This window comes from Vibrio sp. Hal054, assembly GCF_037162405.1.
In the GTDB taxonomy this organism is placed as follows: Bacteria; Pseudomonadota; Gammaproteobacteria; order Enterobacterales; family Vibrionaceae; genus Vibrio; species Vibrio diazotrophicus.
The window spans coordinates 2,971,497-2,991,395 of the sequence record NZ_JARLUT010000001.1 but is presented as its reverse complement, the minus strand read 5'-3'; the positions used below and the strand labels follow the sequence as shown (position 1 = coordinate 2,991,395).

Below are 19,899 nucleotides of genomic sequence, written 5' to 3'. Positions count from 1 at the left end.
GAACATTAACAGCTTTCCGAATTTTAAAATTTTGCTTGGCGACCATAGCGATTTGGACCCACCTGATTCCATGCCGAACTCAGAAGTGAAACGAATTAGCGCCGATGGTAGTGTGGGGTCTCCCCATGTGAGAGTAGGACATCGCCAGGCTTTTATTTAGCACCAAGCGCTAACCAATGCGGAGCGGTAGTTCAGTTGGTTAGAATACCGGCCTGTCACGCCGGGGGTCGCGGGTTCGAGTCCCGTCCGCTCCGCCACTATTTGAAGCCTCGTCAGAAATGACGGGGCTTTTTTGCGTCTGGAGAAAGACGAACCAACACGAAGCGACAGTTCAGTGGGTTTCACTTGGTTTAAGAGAAAGCCGACTTGTCACGCCGGGGGGCGCGCCAAGTAAAGTAATAGGAAGTCCCGTCCGCTCCGAGACTATTTTGAAGCCTTGTCAGAAATGACAGGGATATTTTGTATTTGGAGAAAGGCGAACGGATGTGGAGCATTAGTTCAGTTACTTGCTTTTGTTTAAGAGCCTAACAGGCTGTCACTACGTAGATACAAAAAAGCAAACAATGTGAAGTTCCAGCGGTTCTGCTGTATACCCTCTAAACCAAAATAGAGAGTAAGCTGCGCAAGATAAGAATATCTGAGCTTTTCACGCCCTAGGTATTAGTTTAAGAAGGGTAGATCAATTCATCTCCATCGTTTTCGTTACACATTCTTAAATGTTTCACTACCTCTAAAAACAGATATAAAAAAACCGACACAGTGGCGTCGGTTTCTTGATTATGTGCTTTTACAGTATTTGTTTTAAGACTCTGTCCGCTTTCACTCGAGTGATCTTCCGTACTAAGCGTTGTACCGCTTCTGGGTAGTCTTCAAGCTTCTCTAATTGTCTGTATGTACAAACTAAGTGAGTATGCTGAAGAATGTTTTGGATCTCTTTCTCAAACTGCTCTGTTAACAAGTGGTAGTCATCTTTTACCAGTAGAGCATTCTCTAAATCGAGTTTCCAAGCTCTAGGATTTAGGTTATTTCCCGTTAACAACATATAGCGTTTGTCTACCCAAATCCCTTTTAGGTGGAAGCTATTGTCTTCGTGCTTCCATAGATGAATGGACAGTTTACGGCTAGCAATGTTAGCTTCATTCGCTTTAGCGAAGCGACGCAGGTTTATCTCATAAAGATAAGGTAGCCCGCCAATCGTCTTGAATTCTTCTTCCGGTGAAATGTAGAAGTCGTTTGCTGTTTTATCGCCAATGATGATATGTACTTTAACGCCACGTTTGAGCGCCTTCTTTACTTCCTTTGCGATACTTCTTGGGAAATTAAAATAAGGTGTGCAGATGAATACTTCATCTTTCGCTTGAGCGATAAGTTGTACGATGTATTGGTTAAGTCTGTTACGACGCTTACCTAAACCAACAATTGGCGTAATAGCAACTTTGTCCTGAGCAACAACATCCGGTTCAAACTTGTAGCTTGCCTGAGCCAGTGAAGCTCTGAATTGACGAATATCGGTTTTGATCTCTTTCGTTGCTGGTTTATCTTGAGCGCTAAGATCATTAACCGCAGGATGAGCTAACATCTCTTCTTGAACGAATTTGACCATGCTGTCAGCTAAGGTTGCATTTTCGATTGAATGGTACCGATCAAAGCGATAACGTTCATTATAGTGGAGGTAAACGTTGTTTAAGCTGGCTCCGCTATATATGACAGTATCATCAATAACAAAACCTTTCAGATGTAACACGCCAAAAACTTCACGCCCGCGTACAGGGATTCCATAAGTTGGAATGGTATGTTTGTACTCTTGGTTAAACTTTTTATAAGCCGCAGCATTACCTTCGGAGGTTGCTTTACCTATTAGGCCGCGCTGTGCTCGGTGCCAATCGACACATATATTAATATCTAATCCAGGATTACGTTGCTTAGCTTCGAACAACTCAGTAAGAATCTCTCGGCCAGCTTCATCGTCTTCTAGGTATAGGGCTACAAGGTAAATTCGCTTACTAGCCTGGCGAATTGACTCAATGAGATGAGTACGAAATTCTTTGGCAGAGAAGAGAATGGCAAATTTAGTCGGATCTTGCGCAATAGTCGGCAGCTGGTCGAATGGGTTTCTACGAGCGATCATTTTGAATGCTTTACCTTACTTATGTGCAAATGTGCAAATGTGCGAACAACGGATAATACCAAACTAGTGAAACAAAAGGCTAGAAAAGCTGTTTAAACTTCGCTGCGCTCGGCAAAAAACTGCATTGGAATGAGATCTTTACCGTTTTGACTGTATCTAAGAAATAAGGTTCTAAGGTCATTTGGTAATTCTTCAATATCTATTTTTTTGAAGTTAGCCTGTTCATAGAAGTTTTGTAGATGGTTATAAGAAAAACAAAAATCATTTTTGGCCAAAACCTCGTTTAAGCAATAGTTGAGTAGTTGAGAGCCTATACCTTCCCCTCTTTTGGATTCATCTACAGCCATCCCAGTTAGCAACCTACATTCTGCAATCGAGCGAAATCGTACTACAGCAACCATAGAAAAATCGCTATACGCAACAATCGATAATTCGTCACTTTTAGGTTTAGTGCTTGGGTAATGTTGTTTGTAGAAGCGTTTAAGCAGTGGGAGTTTTATTGGATCTAAGTGTCCAAACTTGAGTTCAGGCATTTGTGTCTTATCATGGCATCTGTTGTAGAATGTCCGAAGTTTAGTTTATCTGAAGAGTCTCATGCAATTACATAGCCCTTTGCAATTACATCACGATGTGAATTTAGCCGCTTATCATACGTTTGGCATTGAGCAGCTATGCCATACATTAGTATTCATTGAAACAGTCGATGATCTAAAAGAAGTGTATCGTTCTCCACTGCTTAAAGCTTTGCCCAAATTGATGTTAGGTAAGGGGAGCAACATGCTTTTTACCGAGACCTATCAAGGTTTGATCATGGTTAACCGTATGCTTGGCATTAAGCACACTCAAGATGAAGACTTTCATTATTTGCATGTAGAGGGCGGGGAAGATTGGCGGGATCTCGTTGAATGGAGTATAAACGAGAATATATCAGGGTTAGAGAACTTGGCTTTGATTCCCGGATGCGCCGGTTCTGCTCCAATACAAAACATTGGCGCTTATGGGGTAGAGTTTCAAGATGTGTGTGAATACGTTGACTACCTTTGCCTAGATTCATTGCAAGTTAAGCGTCTCACTAAAGAAGAATGTGCTTTTGGCTACCGAGATTCTATTTTTAAGAAAACGCTTTATAACAAGGCAATCGTCGTCGCAGTGGGTCTTAAACTCACTAAGCATTGGCAACCAAACATTAACTATGGCCCTTTAAAAGAACTCGGCGAAGACTGCTCTGCCAGACAAGTGTTTGAGCGTGTATGTCAGGTTCGTAGTGAAAAATTACCTAATCCTGCTGTCATCGGAAATGCTGGAAGTTTCTTCAAAAACCCCGTTGTTATCGAGCAGCATTTTGAAATGCTAAAGTCTTCATTTCCAGATATTGTCGCCTATCCGGTTGCTGACGGTGTGAAGCTTGCCGCCGGATGGCTCATTGAACATGCGGGACTTAAAGGAACAGTACATGGCGGAGCTCAGGTTCATCCTAATCAGTCTTTAGTATTGATTAACAAAGGCAATGCCACAGCCCAAGATATCGTTGAATTGGCTGGCATAGTCCGAAGTAAAGTACTAGAGACGTATGGTGTTTTGTTGGAACATGAAGTTCGCTTCATGGGGCGAGACAAAGAAACGTATTTGAGTTGTTTGATTGGAGAATCATGAGTGAAAAATCCAGACGTAAAGTTAAAGTTACTGAGTAAGCTATCTGATGGTTCTTTTCACTCGGGAGAATCGTTAGGCGAAGATCTTGGAATGTCTCGCGCGGCGATCAGTAAGCATATCAAAGGCATTCAGGGGTGGGGCGTTGATATCTTCCGTGTTCAAGGAAAAGGATATCAATTGTCTCAACCGCTGATCATGTTGGATGAAACTTTAATCCAATCAAAGGTTTCAAATCCGGTAGAGCTTCATCCAGTAATCGGCTCAACCAACCAGTATTTGATTGATAATACTGCCAACTTGCAGTCCGGTACGGTTTGTATTGCTGAGTATCAAGAGAGTGGTCGAGGCAGACGTGGACGCCATTGGGTATCGCCATTCGGTGCAAACCTGTATTTATCAATGTACTGGCGTCTTGATGCTGGTATGGCTGCAGCGATGGGGCTTAGCCTTGTTGTTGGTGTTGCTATGGTAGAGGCTCTAGAAAATATGGGCTTGGAAGGTGTGAAACTGAAATGGCCAAACGACCTTTATTATCAAGACCGAAAACTGGCGGGCATATTAGTCGAGATGTCAGGTCAAGCCGGTGGCGCAGCCCACTTGGTTATCGGTATGGGTATGAATTTGGCGATGCAAGATCGTGATTCTGCTATCGATCAGCCTTGGGCAAGTTTGTCTGAGGTGATCGGTACCGATCATATTGATCGCAATATTTTGGCTGCAGAGTTTATTAACACCCTAGATACAGCGTTAAAAAATTACGAAATTCACGGTATGCAAAACTTTGTAGAACGTTGGAATCGCTTAGATAACTTTATCGGGCGTAAAGTTAAGCTCATTATGGGAACGAATGAGGTCACGGGAATAGAACGTGGTATCGATGAACAAGGTGGTGTTTTGTTGGAAACAGAACAAGGCATTAAGAGTTTTATCGGTGGCGAGATTTCCTTAAGAAACAACGAATAAAAAAGAGGCTGAGGCCTCTTTTTTATGTTTTATCGTTACTTACGAAGAAGTATCTCTTCCACGGTATGGTTGAGGCCTTTCTTCAAAATCAGTTGAGCCCGTTCTTTCGTAGGAAGAATGTTCCCCTGTAGGTTCTTACCATTAATCGAATGCCAAATTTGTTTCGCTTTTGCGATGGCTTCTTCTGTGCTTAATGAAGTGTAATGGCTGAAATAAGACCCCGGCTCTTTGAATGCACTGTCTCTGAATTTCATAAAGCGTTCAACATACCATTTTTCGATCATCTGGCTATCTGCATCGACATAGATAGAGAAATCAAGAAAATCAGAAATAAACACTCGATGAGGATCGTGCGGGTAATCCATGCCACTTTGTAGAACATTGAGCCCTTCAATGATCAACACATCAGGGCGATCGACAACTTTTTTCTGCTCTGTGATGTCATAAGTCAGGTGTGAATAAACAGGGACTTCGACATTCGGTTTCCCTGCTTTGACATCGGAAACAAATTGAACAAGGCTACGTATATCATAAGATTCAGGAAATCCTTTCTTATGCATAATACCGCGCTCTTCCAATATTCTATTTGGGTGTAGAAAGCCATCGGTCGTGACGAGTTCAACCTTAGAATGGTTTTCCCATCGGGCGAGCAAAGCTCTTAGTAAGCGAGCTGTGGTACTCTTTCCCACAGCGACACTGCCTGCAATCCCAATGATAAAAGGGGGAGCGCTTTCTTTATTACCGAGAAACTGATTGAGCACACTATTACGACTCTGTCTTGCCGCGACATACAAGTTAAGAAGACGAGCGAGAGGGAGATAGATTTCTACAGTCTCTTTTACCGTCAAATTCTCATTGATACCTTGCAACTCTTGCAGATCACTTTCTGACAGCATCATTGGCACTGAATTGCGAAGTTCAGACCATTGTTGGCGATCAAAAGACAAATATGGGGTCATAACATGCTCAATTGTCGAAATTAGAGTAAGACCAGCGAACATACAATATGGTAGCCACAATTCAAACGAGAAAGATGGAATATTTAGTGTTTAGGCGTGAATTCGCTTGAAAAATCATCGAACAAACAAAAGAACGCGAAATTTCGCATTTTTTTTCTCATAAGTATTGCAAGCCAATAAATCATTCACTAGAATGCGCACCACTTATGCCGACTTAGCTCAGTAGGTAGAGCAACTGACTTGTAATCAGTAGGTCACCAGTTCGATTCCGGTAGTCGGCACCATTTTCTCCTTTATGAGAGCTTTCTGTAATGAAAACTGCTTATTAATGAGAGAAGTGGCGTAAAAATTTGGAGGGGTTCCCGAGTGGCCAAAGGGAGCAGACTGTAAATCTGCCGGCTCCGCCTTCGATGGTTCGAATCCGTCCCCCTCCACCATATTATTAGGAAATAGCTCTCAGAGTTACGTGTTGCGGGCATCGTATAATGGCTATTACCTCAGCCTTCCAAGCTGATGATGCGGGTTCGATTCCCGCTGCCCGCTCCACTCCATTTAAGAGTGCTGATATAGCTCAGATGGTAGAGCGCATCCTTGGTAAGGATGAGGTCGGCAGTTCGATTCTGCCTATCAGCACCAGCTCTAAGCAAACTTTTCCTTTTGATATATACTTTTTACTACCAAATTTTTGGTTGCGTGGTCATTTATAAAGCCACTTAAATCCGTACCTAGAGGGACAACTCATGTCTAAAGAAAAATTTGAACGTACGAAACCGCACGTAAACGTTGGTACTATCGGCCACGTTGACCACGGTAAAACAACTCTAACAGCAGCTATCTGTACTACTCTATCAAAAGTATACGGTGGTTCAGCTCGTGACTTCGCATCTATCGATAACGCTCCAGAAGAGCGTGAGCGCGGTATCACAATCTCTACTTCACACGTAGAGTACGATACTCCAGCTCGTCACTACGCACACGTAGACTGCCCAGGACACGCTGACTATGTTAAAAACATGATCACTGGTGCTGCGCAAATGGACGGTGGTATCTTAGTTGTTGCTGCAACAGATGGTCCAATGCCACAAACTCGTGAGCACATCCTACTAGGCCGTCAGGTTGGTATCCCTTACATCATCGTATTCATGAACAAATGTGACATGGTAGATGACGAAGAGCTACTAGAACTAGTAGAAATGGAAGTTCGTGAACTTCTATCTGAGTACGATTTCCCAGGTGATGACCTACCAGTTATCCAAGGTTCAGCACTAGGCGCGCTAAACGGCGAAGCACAGTGGGAAGAGAAAATCATCGAGCTTGCTAAAGCACTAGATGAGTACATTCCAGAGCCAGAGCGTGCAGTAGACATGCCGTTCCTAATGCCAATCGAAGACGTATTCTCAATCCAAGGTCGTGGTACAGTAGTAACTGGCCGTATCGAGCGCGGTATTCTACGTGTAGGTGATGAAGTAGCGATCGTTGGTATCCACGACACTACAACTACTACATGTACTGGTGTTGAGATGTTCCGTAAGCTTCTAGACGAAGGTCGTGCGGGTGAGAACGTTGGTGCACTTCTACGTGGTACTAAACGTGACGAAGTTGAACGTGGTCAAGTACTAGCGAAACCAGGTTCAATCACTCCACACACTACTTTTGAATCAGAAGTATACGTACTGTCTAAAGATGAAGGTGGCCGTCATACTCCATTCTTCAAAGGCTACCGTCCACAGTTCTACTTCCGTACAACTGACGTAACTGGTGATATCTCTCTACCAGAAGGCGTAGAAATGGTAATGCCAGGCGACAACATCCAAATGATTGTAGAGCTAATCGCTCCAATCGCAATGGATGAAGGTCTACGTTTCGCGATCCGTGAAGGTGGCCGTACAGTTGGTGCTGGTGTTGTAGCTAAAATCTTTGAATAAGATTTGACGCGACACTAGTAAAAAGGGCATCATTTGATGCCCTTTTTATGCGCTGTATTAAGCATTAGCTAGTTTTTTATACAAGCAAGTGTGAAAACAGGACTATTTGTTAAAGAATTTAGCTCTTTAACAAATAAAAAAGAGAGTGCATCGAGGTATTTTACCTTGATGTTATGGATTTGCCCTGCAGCAGCGGGGTTGTTGTCGTCTATAGTAAGACTTGTGTGACAGGTTGGTTTATGAAAGCAAATGCTGAAGCTCCTGATAGCTCAAATGCAGCAGATACATTTAAGTGGATTGTCACTTTCGTTCTGCTAGCTGCCGCTGTTGTGGGTAATTACCTGTATGGTGAATTGTCTGTAGTGATTCGCGCTGCAGGTGTAATTGTGTTAATTGCTGCTGCGCTAGGCGTCGCTGCAACAACATCAAAAGGCAAAGCCGCAATTAGTTTTGCACGTGAATCACGAATGGAAGTTCGTAAAGTTGTTTGGCCTACACGCCAAGAAACGATGCAAACAACACTAATTGTGTTAGCGGTAAGTATTGTAATGGCTCTAGTACTTTGGGGCATTGACGGAATTATGGTTCGTCTAGTGGCCTTTGCTACTGGGGTATAGAGGGTTTAATACATGAGTGAAGCTCCAAAAAAACGCTGGTATGTAGTTCAAGCCTTCTCTGGCTTTGAAGGTCGCGTAGCACAATCTCTACGTGAACATATCAAGATGCACAGCATGGAAGATCTATTCGGTGAAGTGCTTGTCCCAACTGAAGAAGTTGTTGAGATGCGCGCGGGTCAACGCCGTAAAAGTGAACGTAAATTCTTCCCTGGTTACGTGCTTGTGCAAATGATTATGAATGATGAATCTTGGCACTTAGTACGTAGCGTCCCTCGTGTAATGGGCTTCATTGGTGGTACTTCTGATCGTCCAGCGCCAATTACTGATAAAGAAGCAGACGCGATTCTGAACCGTCTAGAGAAGGCGAGCGAAGCTCCACGTCCTAAGACTATGTTCGAAGCGGGTGAAGTGGTTCGTGTTAACGAAGGTCCATTTGCTGACTTTAACGGTACGGTTGAAGAAGTGGACTATGAGAAGAGCCGCCTGAAAGTGTCTGTATCGATCTTTGGTCGTGCGACACCAGTTGAGCTTGAATTTGGACAAGTTGAAAAGGTTGACTAAAAAACACCTTTTAGGCTTGTTTAAGGCGCGAATGCTAGCTATAATTTCGCGCCTTTTTACAGGTATTAATACCATTTTTGAGTGTTACCACTTGAGAATCAGGTTTTCTAAACCTTTAATTGGTTTTGTTACTTCGGGGAGCTGATTGTTAATTAGCGTTTGAACCCAAAATTTAGGAAATATCATGGCTAAGAAAGTTGAAGCTTATATCAAGCTGCAAGTTGCAGCGGGTATGGCTAACCCAAGTCCACCAGTTGGTCCTGCTCTAGGTCAACGTGGTGTGAACATCATGGAATTCTGTAAAGCGTTCAACGCACGTACAGAATCTATCGAGAAAGGTCTACCTACTCCAGTTGTTATCACTGTATACAGCGACCGTTCTTTCACATTCGAAACTAAGACTCCACCTGCAGCAGTTCTTCTTAAGAAAGCAGCTGGTATCAAGTCTGGTTCTGGTCGTCCAAACACTGAAAAAGTGGGTACTATCACTGACGCTCAAATCCAAGAAATCGCAGAAACTAAAGCTGCTGATATGACTGGTGCTGACATCGAAGCGATGAAGCGTTCTATCGCTGGTACTGCTCGTTCAATGGGCCTAGTGGTAGAGGGTTAATATAATGGCAAAACTAACTAAGCGTATGCGTACAATCCGCGAGAAAGTGGATGTAACTAAAGAGTACGAAATCAACGAAGCTGTTGCTCTTCTTAAAGAACTAGCAACTGCAAAATTCGTAGAGTCTGTTGACGTTGCTGTTAACCTAGGTATCGACGCTCGTAAATCTGACCAAAACGTACGTGGTGCAACTGTACTACCACACGGTACTGGTCGTGATATCCGTGTTGCTGTGTTCACTCAAGGTGCAAACGCTGAAGCTGCTAAAGCTGCAGGCGCTGACCTAGTGGGTATGGAAGACCTAGCTGATCAAGTTAAGAAAGGTGTTATGGACTTCGACGTAGTTATCGCATCTCCAGATGCAATGCGCGTTGTAGGTCAACTTGGTACCATCCTTGGTCCACGTGGTCTAATGCCAAACCCTAAAGTTGGTACTGTAACTCCTAACGTTGCTGAAGCGGTTAAGAACGCTAAAGCTGGTCAGGTTCGTTACCGTAACGACAAGAACGGTATCATCCACACTACTATTGGTAAGGTGTCTTTCGAAGCTAACCAACTACAAGAGAACTTAGAAGCTCTACTAGTTGCGCTTAAGAAAGCAAAACCATCTTCAGCGAAAGGTACTTTCCTGAAGAAGGTAAGCATCTCTACTACTATGGGTGCTGGTGTTGCTGTTGATCAGAATACTCTGAACACTCAAGCATAATGCATTTGCTTAGGCGCAAAATTTGTGTATAATTTTGCGCCTAATATTTGTGGTTGGGGCTGAAGCCCGATTCTCTGAATCAGAATTCAGTCTCCGTCCAAGACCGTAGGCGTTATCATTCGATAACTTAATACAACCTACGTAGATGGTGCCCGAACCTGACAGAAAGATTTCATTTTTTATTTTAAAGAATGGGTTACCTTTCTTCTGGAACTGCACCTAATAATCTCTCACTGTTGTGACAATAGTGAGTGGTGTAATAACAACCAGGAGTAATCCAAGATGGCTTTAAATCTTCAAGACAAACAAGCAATTGTTGCTGAAGTCAACGAAGCGGCCAGTGGTGCACTTTCTGCAGTTGTTGCTGACTCTCGTGGTGTAAAAGTTGCTGCGATGACTACTTTACGTAAACAAGCTCGTGATGCGGGCGTTTACCTAAGAGTTGTTCGTAACACACTAGCACGTCGCGCTGTAGAAGGCACAGCTTACGAATGTCTACAAGACGTATTCGTAGGTCCAACTTTGATCGGCTTCTCTAACGAGCACCCAGGTGCTGCAGCGCGTCTTTTCAAAGACTTCGCTAAAGAGAACAAAGCATTCGAGATCAAAGCTGCTGCATACGAAGGTTCTATCACTGACGTTGAAGTACTAGCGACACTACCAACTTACGACGAAGCAATCGCACGCCTAATGATGTGCATGAAAGAAGCTTCTGCTGGCAAATTGGTACGTACTATCGCTGCTATCCGTGATCAAAAAGAAGCTGCTTAATTGCCTTGCTTTTTACTGGTTGCAAAATAAACTTATTGTTGACTTAAAAGAGAATTGTTATGTCTATTACTAACGAGCAAATCCTAGACGCAGTTGCAGAAATGTCTGTAATGCAAGTTGTTGAACTAATCACTGCAATGGAAGAAAAATTCGGTGTTTCTGCTGCTGCTGCAGTTGTAGCTGGCGGCGCTGCTGCTGGTGCAGCTGTTGAAGAGCAAACTGAATTCAACGTAATCCTAACTGCTGCTGGTGCGAACAAAGTTTCTGTAATCAAAGCAGTACGTGGCGCAACGGGCCTAGGTCTTAAAGAAGCTAAAGCTCTAGTTGACGGCGCTCCAGCTCCTCTGAAAGAAGCTGTTTCTAAAGAAGAAGCAGAAGCACTGAAGAAAGAGCTTGAAGAAGCTGGTGCAACTGTTGAAGTTAAGTAATAATTACTTAATTTCTTAGCCGAAAGGCTAATGGCTGGTGGTTTAATAACCACCGGCCTTTTTGCGCTGTAGGGTATGGGCGAATTTTCCCGCTGTTTAAGCGTCCCATATTCATGCAAAAAGCGGAAGTCGAACTGACAAACCGTCACTACAGTAAACAGCGATTTAGTCACTGTCCTAAACCTTCAAGGTGGACAGTTTGGGTCACTTATCAGCGAGCTGAGGAACCCCATGGTTTACTCTTATACCGAGAAAAAGCGCATCCGTAAGGACTTTGGTACTCGTCCACAAGTACTGGACATTCCATACCTGCTATCGATCCAGCTCGATTCATTCGATAAATTTATCGAACAGGATCCTGAGGGACAATACGGTCTTGAAGCTGCTTTTCGTTCTGTATTTCCAATTCAGAGCTACAACGGCAATTCAGAGCTGCAATACGTTAGCTACCGTCTTGGTGAGCCAGTTTTTGACGTTAAAGAATGTCAAATCCGTGGTGTAACTTATTCAAAACCACTGCGCGTAAAACTACGCCTTGTGATTTTTGATAAAGACGCGCCAGCAGGTACTGTCAAAGATATTAAAGAACAAGAAGTCTACATGGGTGAAATTCCACTCATGACAGATAATGGTACCTTTGTAATTAATGGTACCGAGAGGGTTATCGTATCCCAGCTGCACAGAAGCCCAGGCGTATTCTTCGACAGCGATAAGGGTAAGACCCACTCTTCAGGTAAAGTTCTATATAACGCGCGTATCATTCCTTACCGTGGTTCATGGTTGGATTTCGAATTCGATCCAAAGGATAACCTATACGTACGTATTGACCGCCGTCGTAAACTACCAGCATCGATCATTCTTCGTGCTCTAGGTAAGACGACTGAAGAGATCCTTGATATCTTCTTCGAAAAAGTAAACTTCGAAGTGAAAGACCAAACTCTAATGATGGAGTTGGTGCCTGAGCGTCTACGTGGTGAAACGGCTACGTTTGACATCGAAGCTGATGGCAAGGTCTATGTAGAGAAAGGTCGTCGCGTTACTGCTCGTCACATCCGTCAACTTGAAAAAGATGGCGTTGAATTCATTGAAGTACCAGTTGAATACACAGTTGGTAAAGTATCTTCTAAAGATTACATCAATGAAGCGACTGGCGAAGTAATCATCGCGGCTAACCAAGAGATTAGCCTAGAAGCACTAGCGAACTTATCTCAAGCGGGATACAAAAAACTAGAAGTTCTATTTACGAACGATCTAGACCACGGTCCATTCATGTCTGACACTGTCCGTGTTGACAGCACAACTGACCGTATTTCTGCGCTTGTAGAAATCTACCGCATGATGCGCCCTGGCGAGCCGCCAACGAAAGAAGCGGCTGAAACGCTATTTAATAGCCTATTCTTCTCTGAAGAACGTTACGATCTATCAACTGTAGGTCGTATGAAGTTCAACAGCTCAATCGGTCGTGAAGACGCTGGTGAGCAAGGCACTCTTGATGAAACTGATATCATCGAAGTGATGAAGAAGCTTATCGCGATCCGTAACGGTATTGGCGAAGTGGACGATATCGACCACCTTGGCAACCGTCGTATCCGTAGCGTAGGCGAAATGGCAGAAAACCAATTCCGTGTTGGTCTTGTACGTGTTGAACGCGCAGTTAAAGAACGTCTAAGCCTAGGCGATCTAGACAACGTGATGCCACAAGATCTGATCAACGCGAAACCGATTTCTGCTGCTGTAAAAGAATTCTTTGGTTCTTCACAGCTTTCACAATTTATGGACCAAAACAACCCGCTTTCAGAAGTTACGCACAAACGTCGTATTTCTGCATTGGGTCCTGGTGGTCTTACTCGTGAACGTGCTGGCTTCGAAGTACGTGACGTACACGTAACTCACTACGGTCGTCTATGTCCTATCGAAACGCCTGAAGGTCCAAACATCGGTTTGATCAACTCTTTATCTGCGTTTGCACGTTGTAACGAGTACGGTTTCCTAGAAACTCCGTACCGTCGTGTAGTAGATGGTGTTGTTACTGATGAAGTTGATTACCTATCAGCTATCGAGGAAGGTCAATTCGTTATCGCTCAGGCGAACGCGAAGCTGACAGAAGAAAGCACTTTTGCTGACGAACTGATCACAGCACGTCAAAAAGGTGAATCTGGTCTTCACCCTCGTGAACACGTTGACTACATGGACGTTGCTACAAACCAAGTAGTATCTATCGCAGCTTCGCTTATCCCGTTCCTAGAACACGATGATGCGAACCGTGCATTGATGGGTGCGAACATGCAACGTCAGGCAGTTCCAACTCTAAGAGCAGACAAGCCTCTAGTTGGTACTGGTATTGAACGTAACGTAGCTGTTGACTCAGGTGTAACTGCTGTTGCTAAACGTGGTGGTGTTGTTCAGTCTGTGGACGCATCTCGTATCGTTGTTAAGGTTAATGAAGAAGAGTTGGTACCAGGTGAAGCGGGTATCGATATCTACAACCTAACTAAGTACACACGTTCAAACCAAAACACATGTATCAACCAGCGTCCTTGTGTGATGCCAGGTGAACTTGTTGCTCGTGGTGACGTAGTTGCAGATGGTCCTTCAACTGACCTAGGCGAATTGGCTCTTGGCCAAAACATGCGTATCGCATTTATGCCTTGGAACGGTTACAACTTCGAAGACTCGATCTTAGTTTCTGAGCGTGTTGTTCAAGAAGACCGCTTTACCACTATCCACATTCAAGAACTATCTTGTGTGGCTCGTGATACTAAGCTTGGTGCTGAAGAGATCACTGCGGATATTCCAAACGTAGGTGAAGCTGCTCTATCTAAATTAGATGAGTCAGGTATCGTTTACATTGGTGCAGAAGTTAAGGGTGGCGACATCCTAGTTGGTAAAGTAACACCTAAAGGTGAAACTCAGCTAACTCCAGAAGAGAAGCTACTACGCGCTATCTTCGGTGAAAAAGCTTCTGACGTTAAAGATACTTCACTACGTGTGCCTAACTCTGTTGCAGGTACGGTTATCGATGTACAAGTCTTCACTCGCGATGGCGTAGAGAAAGACAAGCGTGCACTTGAAATCGAACAAATGCAGCTGAAAGAAGCGAAGAAAGATCTGACTGAAGAGTTCCAAATTCTTGAAGGCGGTCTATTTGCACGTGTTCGTTCTCTGCTACTTACTGCAGGCTACAGCGAAGCTAAAGTTGAATCTATCGACCGTAAGCAGTTGCTAGAACAAACGCTAGAAGACGACGAACTACAAACTCAGCTAGAACAGCTAGCAGAGCAGTACGACGAACTGAAAGCTGACTTCGATAAGAAATTCGAAGCTAAGCGTCGCAAGATCACTCAAGGTGATGATCTAGCACCAGGCGTACTGAAGATCGTTAAAGTTTACCTAGCGGTGAAACGTCGCATCCAACCGGGTGATAAGATGGCGGGTCGTCACGGTAACAAGGGTGTAATCTCTAAGATCAACCCTGTTGAAGACATGCCTTACGATGAAACTGGTCAGCCAGTCGATATCGTACTTAACCCACTGGGTGTACCTTCGCGTATGAACATCGGTCAGATCCTAGAAGTTCACTTAGGTCTGGCGGCTAAAGGTATTGGTGACAAGATCAACCAAATGATTAAGGAACAGCAAGAGCTTGCTAAGCTGCGCGAATTCCTACAGAAGGTTTACGATCTTGGTGAAACTCGTCAGAACGTTGACATTGCTTCTATGAGCGATGAAGAAGTACGTGTGCTGGCTGGTAACTTACGCAACGGTCTACCGATTGCGACACCAGTATTTGATGGCGCGAACGAAGCTTCAATCAAAGAACTATTGACACTGGCAGACCTTCCAACGTCTGGTCAGTTGACATTGTTCGATGGTCGTACAGGTGATGCGTTTGAGCGTCCTGTAACTGTTGGTTACATGTACATGCTGAAACTGAACCACCTTGTTGATGACAAGATGCATGCTCGTTCTACGGGTTCTTACAGCCTTGTTACTCAGCAACCACTTGGTGGTAAAGCTCAGTTCGGTGGTCAGCGTTTCGGTGAGATGGAAGTATGGGCACTTGAAGCTTACGGTGCTGCTTACACGCTACAAGAAATGCTAACAGTTAAGTCGGATGACGTTAACGGCCGTACTAAGATGTATAAGAACATCGTAGATGGCAACCACAGCATGGAACCTGGCATGCCAGAATCGTTCAACGTATTGTTGAAAGAGATTCGCTCGCTAGGTATCAACATCGAGCTAGAAGACGAAGAGTAATTCGTTTCTCGTCAGAGAAATGTGATTATCTGGTAGAAAGCAGCTGGCGTTTGGCTGGCTGCTTTTAACTCCTTACAGGAGCTGATTGTGAAAGACTTATTAAACTTTCTAAAAGCACAGCATAAGACCGAAGAATTTGATGCAATCAAAATCGGTCTGTCTTCACCAGACATGATTCGTTCATGGTCTTTTGGTGAAGTTAAAAAACCTGAGACGATTAACTATCGTACGTTCAAACCTGAACGTGATGGTCTGTTTTGTGCGCGTATTTTTGGCCCAGTAAAAGACTACGAATGTCTTTGTGGTAAATATAAGCGTCTAAAACACCGTGGTGTTATCTGTGAGAAGTGTGGCGTTGAAGTTACACAGACTAAAGTTCGTCGTGACCGTATGGGCCACATCGAGCTTGCATCTCCAGTTGCTCACATCTGGTTCCTAAAATCTCTACCATCTCGTATCGGTCTATTAATGGATATGCCGCTACGTGATATCGAGCGCGTTCTTTACTTCGAAATGTACGTAGTAACGGAACCAGGCATGACTGATCTTGAAAAAGGTCAAATGCTGACTGAGGAAGAGTACCTAGACCGCCTAGAAGAGTGGGGTGATGAATTCTCCGCTAAGATGGGTGCTGAAGCGATCAAAGATCTATTAAGCTCAATGGACCTTCATGCAGAAATCGAACAGATGCGTGAAGAGCTAGATACGACTAACTCAGAAACTAAGCGTAAGAAAGTAACGAAGCGTTTGAAGCTAGTTGAAGCATTCGTAAGTTCAGGTAACAAACCTGAGTGGATGATTCTGACTGTTCTTCCAGTGCTTCCGCCAGATCTACGTCCTCTAGTACCACTAGATGGCGGTCGCTTTGCGACTTCTGATCTGAACGATCTATACCGTCGTGTTATTAACCGTAACAACCGTTTGAAACGTCTTCTTGAGCTTGCTGCTCCAGACATCATCGTACGCAACGAAAAACGTATGCTACAAGAGTCTGTTGATGCGCTTCTAGACAACGGTCGTCGCGGTCGCGCGATCACAGGTTCGAACAAGCGTCCTCTGAAATCTCTTGCTGATATGATCAAGGGTAAACAAGGTCGTTTCCGTCAGAACCTTCTAGGTAAACGTGTAGACTACTCTGGCCGTTCTGTAATCACAGTAGGTCCATACCTTCGTCTGCACCAGTGTGGTCTTCCTAAGAAGATGGCACTTGAGCTATTCAAACCATTTATCTACAGCAAGCTAGAGACTCGTGGTCTTGCGACTACAATCAAAGCAGCTAAGAAAATGGTAGAGCGTGAAGAAGCTGTTGTATGGGATATCTTGGATGAAGTAATCCGCGAACACCCAGTGCTACTTAACCGTGCACCAACACTTCACCGTCTAGGTATCCAGGCATTTGAACCTGTACTTATCGAAGGTAAAGCGATTCAGCTACACCCACTAGTGTGTGCGGCGTATAACGCGGACTTCGATGGTGACCAAATGGCGGTGCACGTGCCTCTAACTCTAGAAGCACAGCTAGAAGCTCGTACTCTGATGATGTCGACAAACAACATTCTGTCGCCAGCGTCAGGTGATCCGATCATCGTACCTTCTCAGGACGTTGTATTGGGTCTGTACTACATGACTCGTGAGAAGATCAACGCGAAAGGTGAAGGCATGTACCTTGCTGGCCCAGAAGAGGCTGAAAAGGCATACCGCACTAAGAGCGCAGAGCTACACGCACGCGTTAAAGTACGTATTACAGAAACCGTTGTTGACGAAGATGGTAACAGCACAACAGAAACTAAGATGGTAGACACTACTGTCGGCCGTGCAATGTTGTGGCAAATCGTACCGTCAGGTCTTCCTTACAGCATCGTTAACCAAAAGCTAGGTAAGAAACAAATTTCTAACCTACTTAACGAGGCATACCGTAAGCTAGGTCTGAAAGATACTGTAATCTTCGCTGACCAAATCATGTACGCTGGTTTCGCTTATGCGGCACTTTCAGGTGTATCTGTTGGTATCGACGATATGGTTGTACCACCTGCGAAATACACTGAAATCGCAGAAGCGGAAGAAGAAGTACGCGAAATTCAAGAACAGTTCCAGTCTGGTCTTGTAACTGCGGGCGAACGCTACAACAAAGTGATCGATATTTGGGCATCGACCAACGATCGCGTAGCAAAAGCGATGATGGAGAACCTTTCATCTGAAATGGTTATTAACCGTGACGGTGAAGAAGAGAAGCAAGAGTCATTCAACAGCATCTACATGATGGCTGACTCAGGTGCTCGTGGTTCTGCAGCTCAGATTCGTCAGCTAGCAGGTATGCGTGGTCTGATGGCTCGTCCAGATGGTTCAATCATCGAGACGCCAATCACTGCGAACTTTAAAGAAGGTCTAAACGTACTTCAGTACTTTATCTCAACGCACGGTGCTCGTAAGGGTCTTGCGGATACAGCATTGAAGACAGCGAACTCAGGTTACCTAACACGTCGTCTAGTAGACGTTGCTCAAGACGTAGTAGTTTATGAGCACGACTGTGGCACCCACGAGGGTGTAGACATGATGCCTCATATCGAGGGTGGTGACGTTAAAGTTCCGCTAACTGAACTTGCGCTTGGTCGTGTGGTTGCAGAAGACATTCTGAAACCAGGTACAGAAGAAGTTCTAGTTCCTCGTAACACTCTTCTTGATGAGAAATGGTGTCAGGTTCTAAACGACAACTCTGTTGACCGTATTAAAGTACGTTCAGTAGTAACCTGTGATGCAGACTTCGGTTGTTGTGCACTATGTTACGGTCGTGACCTAGCTCGTGGTCACCTAGTGAACCAAGGTGAAGCAGTAGGTGTTATCGCTGCTCAGTCTATCGGTGAACCGGGTACACAGTTAACGATGCGTACGTTCCACATCGGTGGTGCGGCATCTACGGCAGCAGCAGAGAACAGCATCCAAGCTAAGAACACTGGTTCTGTTAAGCTACACAATGCTAAGTTCGTAATTAACAAAGATGGCAAGCTAGTAATCACATCTCGTGCATCTGAGCTAACTATCATTGACGAATTTGGTCGTACCAAAGAGAAGCACAAACTTCCTTACGGTTCATTGTTAAGCAAAGCAGATAACGACGCAGTTGAAGCTGGTGAAACAGTAGCAAACTGGGAAGCGCACACATTGCCAATCATCACTGAAGTGGCAGGTCGCATCCAGTTCGTAGACATGATCGATGGCGTAACCGTTTCTCGTCAAACAGATGACCTAACAGGTCTATCTTCAAGCGAAGTAACGGATGCAGCAGCTCGTCCAGCAGCAGGTAAAGATATGCGTCCAGCTATCAAACTTGTGGATGAGAAAGGTAACGATGTAGTAATCCCTGGTACAGATATGCCAGCTCAATACTTCCTACCTGGTAAAGCTATCGTGAACATCGAAGATGGCGCTGAAGTGAATGTGGGTGATACTCTTGCTCGTATTCCTCAGAAATCTGGCGGTAACCGAGACATCACAGGTGGTCTACCTCGCGTAGCAGACCTATTTGAAGCTCGTAAGCCGAAAGAGCCTGCAATCCTTGCTGAGTACACAGGTACTGTGTCGTTCGGTAAAGAGACTAAGGGTAAACGTCGTCTAGTTATCACTCGCGACAGCGGTGAAGTTTACGAAGAGATGATTCCTAAGCATCGTCAGTTGAACGTGTTTGAAGGTGAGCGTATCGAACGTGGTGACGTGATCGCAGATGGTCCAGAGTCTCCACATGACATCCTACGTCTGCGTGGTATCCATGCTGTAACTTCTTACATTGCTAACGAAGTTCAGGAAGTTTACCGTCTGCAAGGCGTTAAGATTAACGATAAGCACATCGAAACCATCGTTCGTCAGATGCTACGTAAGTGTACAATTACTTTCGCAGGTGACTCTGAGTTCCTACCTGGTGAGCAAGTTGAATACTCACAAGTTAAGATTGCTAACCGTGCTCTAGAAGCTGAAGGCAAAGAGCCAGCACGTTTCGAACGTGAACTTCTAGGTATCACGAAAGCGTCTCTAGCGACAGAATCGTTCATCTCTGCGGCATCGTTCCAAGAAACGACGCGCGTACTGACTGAAGCTGCGGTATCTGGTAAGCGTGATGACCTACGTGGTCTGAAAGAGAACGTTATCGTTGGTCGCTTGATTCCTGCTGGTACTGGTTTTGCGTACCACCAAGAGCGTCAATCTAAGCGTGAAGCTCAGAAAGAAGGCCCTTCAGCAGAGCAAGCTACGGATAACCTAGCTGCACTACTGAACGCAGGTTTCTCTTCAGAAGAGTAATCGAACTATCGATATGAAAAAAGGC

14 protein-coding genes, 5 tRNA genes and 1 rRNA gene are annotated in these 19,899 nt (G+C 44.5%); 17 read left to right on the top strand and 3 right to left on the bottom strand.

The annotated features are described in order from the left end of the window. Positions 1–34: 34 nt before the first annotated feature. Both rrf and P4S58_RS13965 read left to right on the top strand, forming a co-directional pair. Positions 35–150 (top strand): 5S ribosomal RNA (gene rrf, locus P4S58_RS13970). A gap of 30 nt (positions 151–180) precedes the next feature. After that, positions 181–257: transfer RNA gene (locus tag P4S58_RS13965), tRNA-Asp, on the top strand. 530 nt (positions 258–787) lie between these two features. Here P4S58_RS13965 and pssA read toward each other — a convergent pair. Continuing rightward, complete coding sequence (gene pssA, locus P4S58_RS13960) at positions 788–2,128, bottom strand: CDP-diacylglycerol--serine O-phosphatidyltransferase (RefSeq protein WP_102964775.1); 1,341 nt, start codon at positions 2,126–2,128, stop codon at positions 788–790. Between the two features lie 92 nt (positions 2,129–2,220). Next, the gene (locus tag P4S58_RS13955; RefSeq protein WP_102964774.1) at positions 2,221–2,661 is read right to left on the bottom strand and encodes a GNAT family N-acetyltransferase; all 441 of its coding nucleotides are present in this window, start codon (positions 2,659–2,661) and stop codon (positions 2,221–2,223) included. Between the two features lie 49 nt (positions 2,662–2,710). On the opposite strand from P4S58_RS13955, the gene murB reads away from it, so the two are divergent. Both murB and birA read left to right on the top strand, forming a co-directional pair. After that, positions 2,711–3,781 carry a UDP-N-acetylmuramate dehydrogenase gene (gene murB / locus P4S58_RS13950; RefSeq protein WP_443089021.1) on the top strand — a complete coding sequence of 357 codons (1,071 nt, stop codon included), beginning with the start codon at positions 2,711–2,713 and terminating at the stop codon, positions 3,779–3,781. Then, positions 3,782–4,744, top strand: a complete 963-nt coding sequence (gene birA / locus P4S58_RS13945; RefSeq protein WP_102964772.1) for a bifunctional biotin--[acetyl-CoA-carboxylase] ligase/biotin operon repressor BirA — start codon at positions 3,782–3,784, stop codon at positions 4,742–4,744. Positions 4,745–4,779: 35 nt separating this feature from the next. Here the strand turns inward: birA and coaA are convergent, their stop codons facing one another. Then, positions 4,780–5,703, bottom strand: coding sequence for a type I pantothenate kinase (gene coaA / locus P4S58_RS13940; RefSeq protein ID WP_042490401.1), 924 nt, complete (start codon positions 5,701–5,703; stop codon positions 4,780–4,782). 208 nt (positions 5,704–5,911) lie between these two features. On the opposite strand from coaA, the gene P4S58_RS13935 reads away from it, so the two are divergent. The 13 genes from P4S58_RS13935 (at position 5,912) to rpoC (ending at position 19,874) form a co-directional block, all read left to right on the top strand. Beyond that, positions 5,912–5,987 (top strand) — tRNA-Thr (locus P4S58_RS13935). Between the two features lie 68 nt (positions 5,988–6,055). Then, positions 6,056–6,140, top strand: a tRNA-Tyr gene (locus P4S58_RS13930). 34 nt (positions 6,141–6,174) lie between these two features. Next, positions 6,175–6,249: transfer RNA gene (locus P4S58_RS13925), tRNA-Gly, on the top strand. A 14-nt stretch (positions 6,250–6,263) separates the two neighbouring features. Further along, positions 6,264–6,339, top strand: a tRNA-Thr gene (locus tag P4S58_RS13920). Between the two features lie 104 nt (positions 6,340–6,443). Then, positions 6,444–7,628: an elongation factor Tu gene (gene tuf / locus P4S58_RS13915; protein ID WP_337164304.1), complete on the top strand. Its 1,185-nt coding sequence runs from the start codon at positions 6,444–6,446 to the stop codon at positions 7,626–7,628. Between the two features lie 239 nt (positions 7,629–7,867). Then, complete coding sequence (gene secE, locus P4S58_RS13910; protein WP_042490180.1) at positions 7,868–8,245, top strand: preprotein translocase subunit SecE; 378 nt, start codon at positions 7,868–7,870, stop codon at positions 8,243–8,245. 12 nt (positions 8,246–8,257) lie between these two features. Continuing rightward, positions 8,258–8,806 (top strand): transcription termination/antitermination protein NusG, encoded by a 549-nt coding sequence (gene nusG, locus P4S58_RS13905; RefSeq protein WP_042490183.1) that lies wholly within the window; start codon positions 8,258–8,260, stop codon positions 8,804–8,806. A 184-nt stretch (positions 8,807–8,990) separates the two neighbouring features. Continuing rightward, positions 8,991–9,419 carry a 50S ribosomal protein L11 gene (gene rplK, locus P4S58_RS13900; protein WP_042490185.1) on the top strand — a complete coding sequence of 143 codons (429 nt, stop codon included), beginning with the start codon at positions 8,991–8,993 and terminating at the stop codon, positions 9,417–9,419. A gap of 4 nt (positions 9,420–9,423) precedes the next feature. Next, entirely contained in the window at positions 9,424–10,125 is a 702-nt protein-coding gene (rplA, locus tag P4S58_RS13895) for a 50S ribosomal protein L1 (RefSeq protein WP_042490187.1), read from the top strand. A gap of 282 nt (positions 10,126–10,407) precedes the next feature. Next, positions 10,408–10,896 carry a 50S ribosomal protein L10 gene (rplJ, locus tag P4S58_RS13890; protein WP_102964694.1) on the top strand — a complete coding sequence of 163 codons (489 nt, stop codon included), beginning with the start codon at positions 10,408–10,410 and terminating at the stop codon, positions 10,894–10,896. A gap of 59 nt (positions 10,897–10,955) precedes the next feature. Further along, positions 10,956–11,324, top strand: coding sequence for a 50S ribosomal protein L7/L12 (rplL, locus tag P4S58_RS13885; protein WP_042490192.1), 369 nt, complete (start codon positions 10,956–10,958; stop codon positions 11,322–11,324). Positions 11,325–11,555: 231 nt separating this feature from the next. Next, positions 11,556–15,584: a DNA-directed RNA polymerase subunit beta gene (rpoB, locus tag P4S58_RS13880; protein WP_042490194.1), complete on the top strand. Its 4,029-nt coding sequence runs from the start codon at positions 11,556–11,558 to the stop codon at positions 15,582–15,584. Between the two features lie 87 nt (positions 15,585–15,671). Further along, entirely contained in the window at positions 15,672–19,874 is a 4,203-nt protein-coding gene (gene rpoC / locus P4S58_RS13875) for a DNA-directed RNA polymerase subunit beta' (protein ID WP_102955624.1), read from the top strand. Positions 19,875–19,899: the final 25 nt, after the last annotated feature.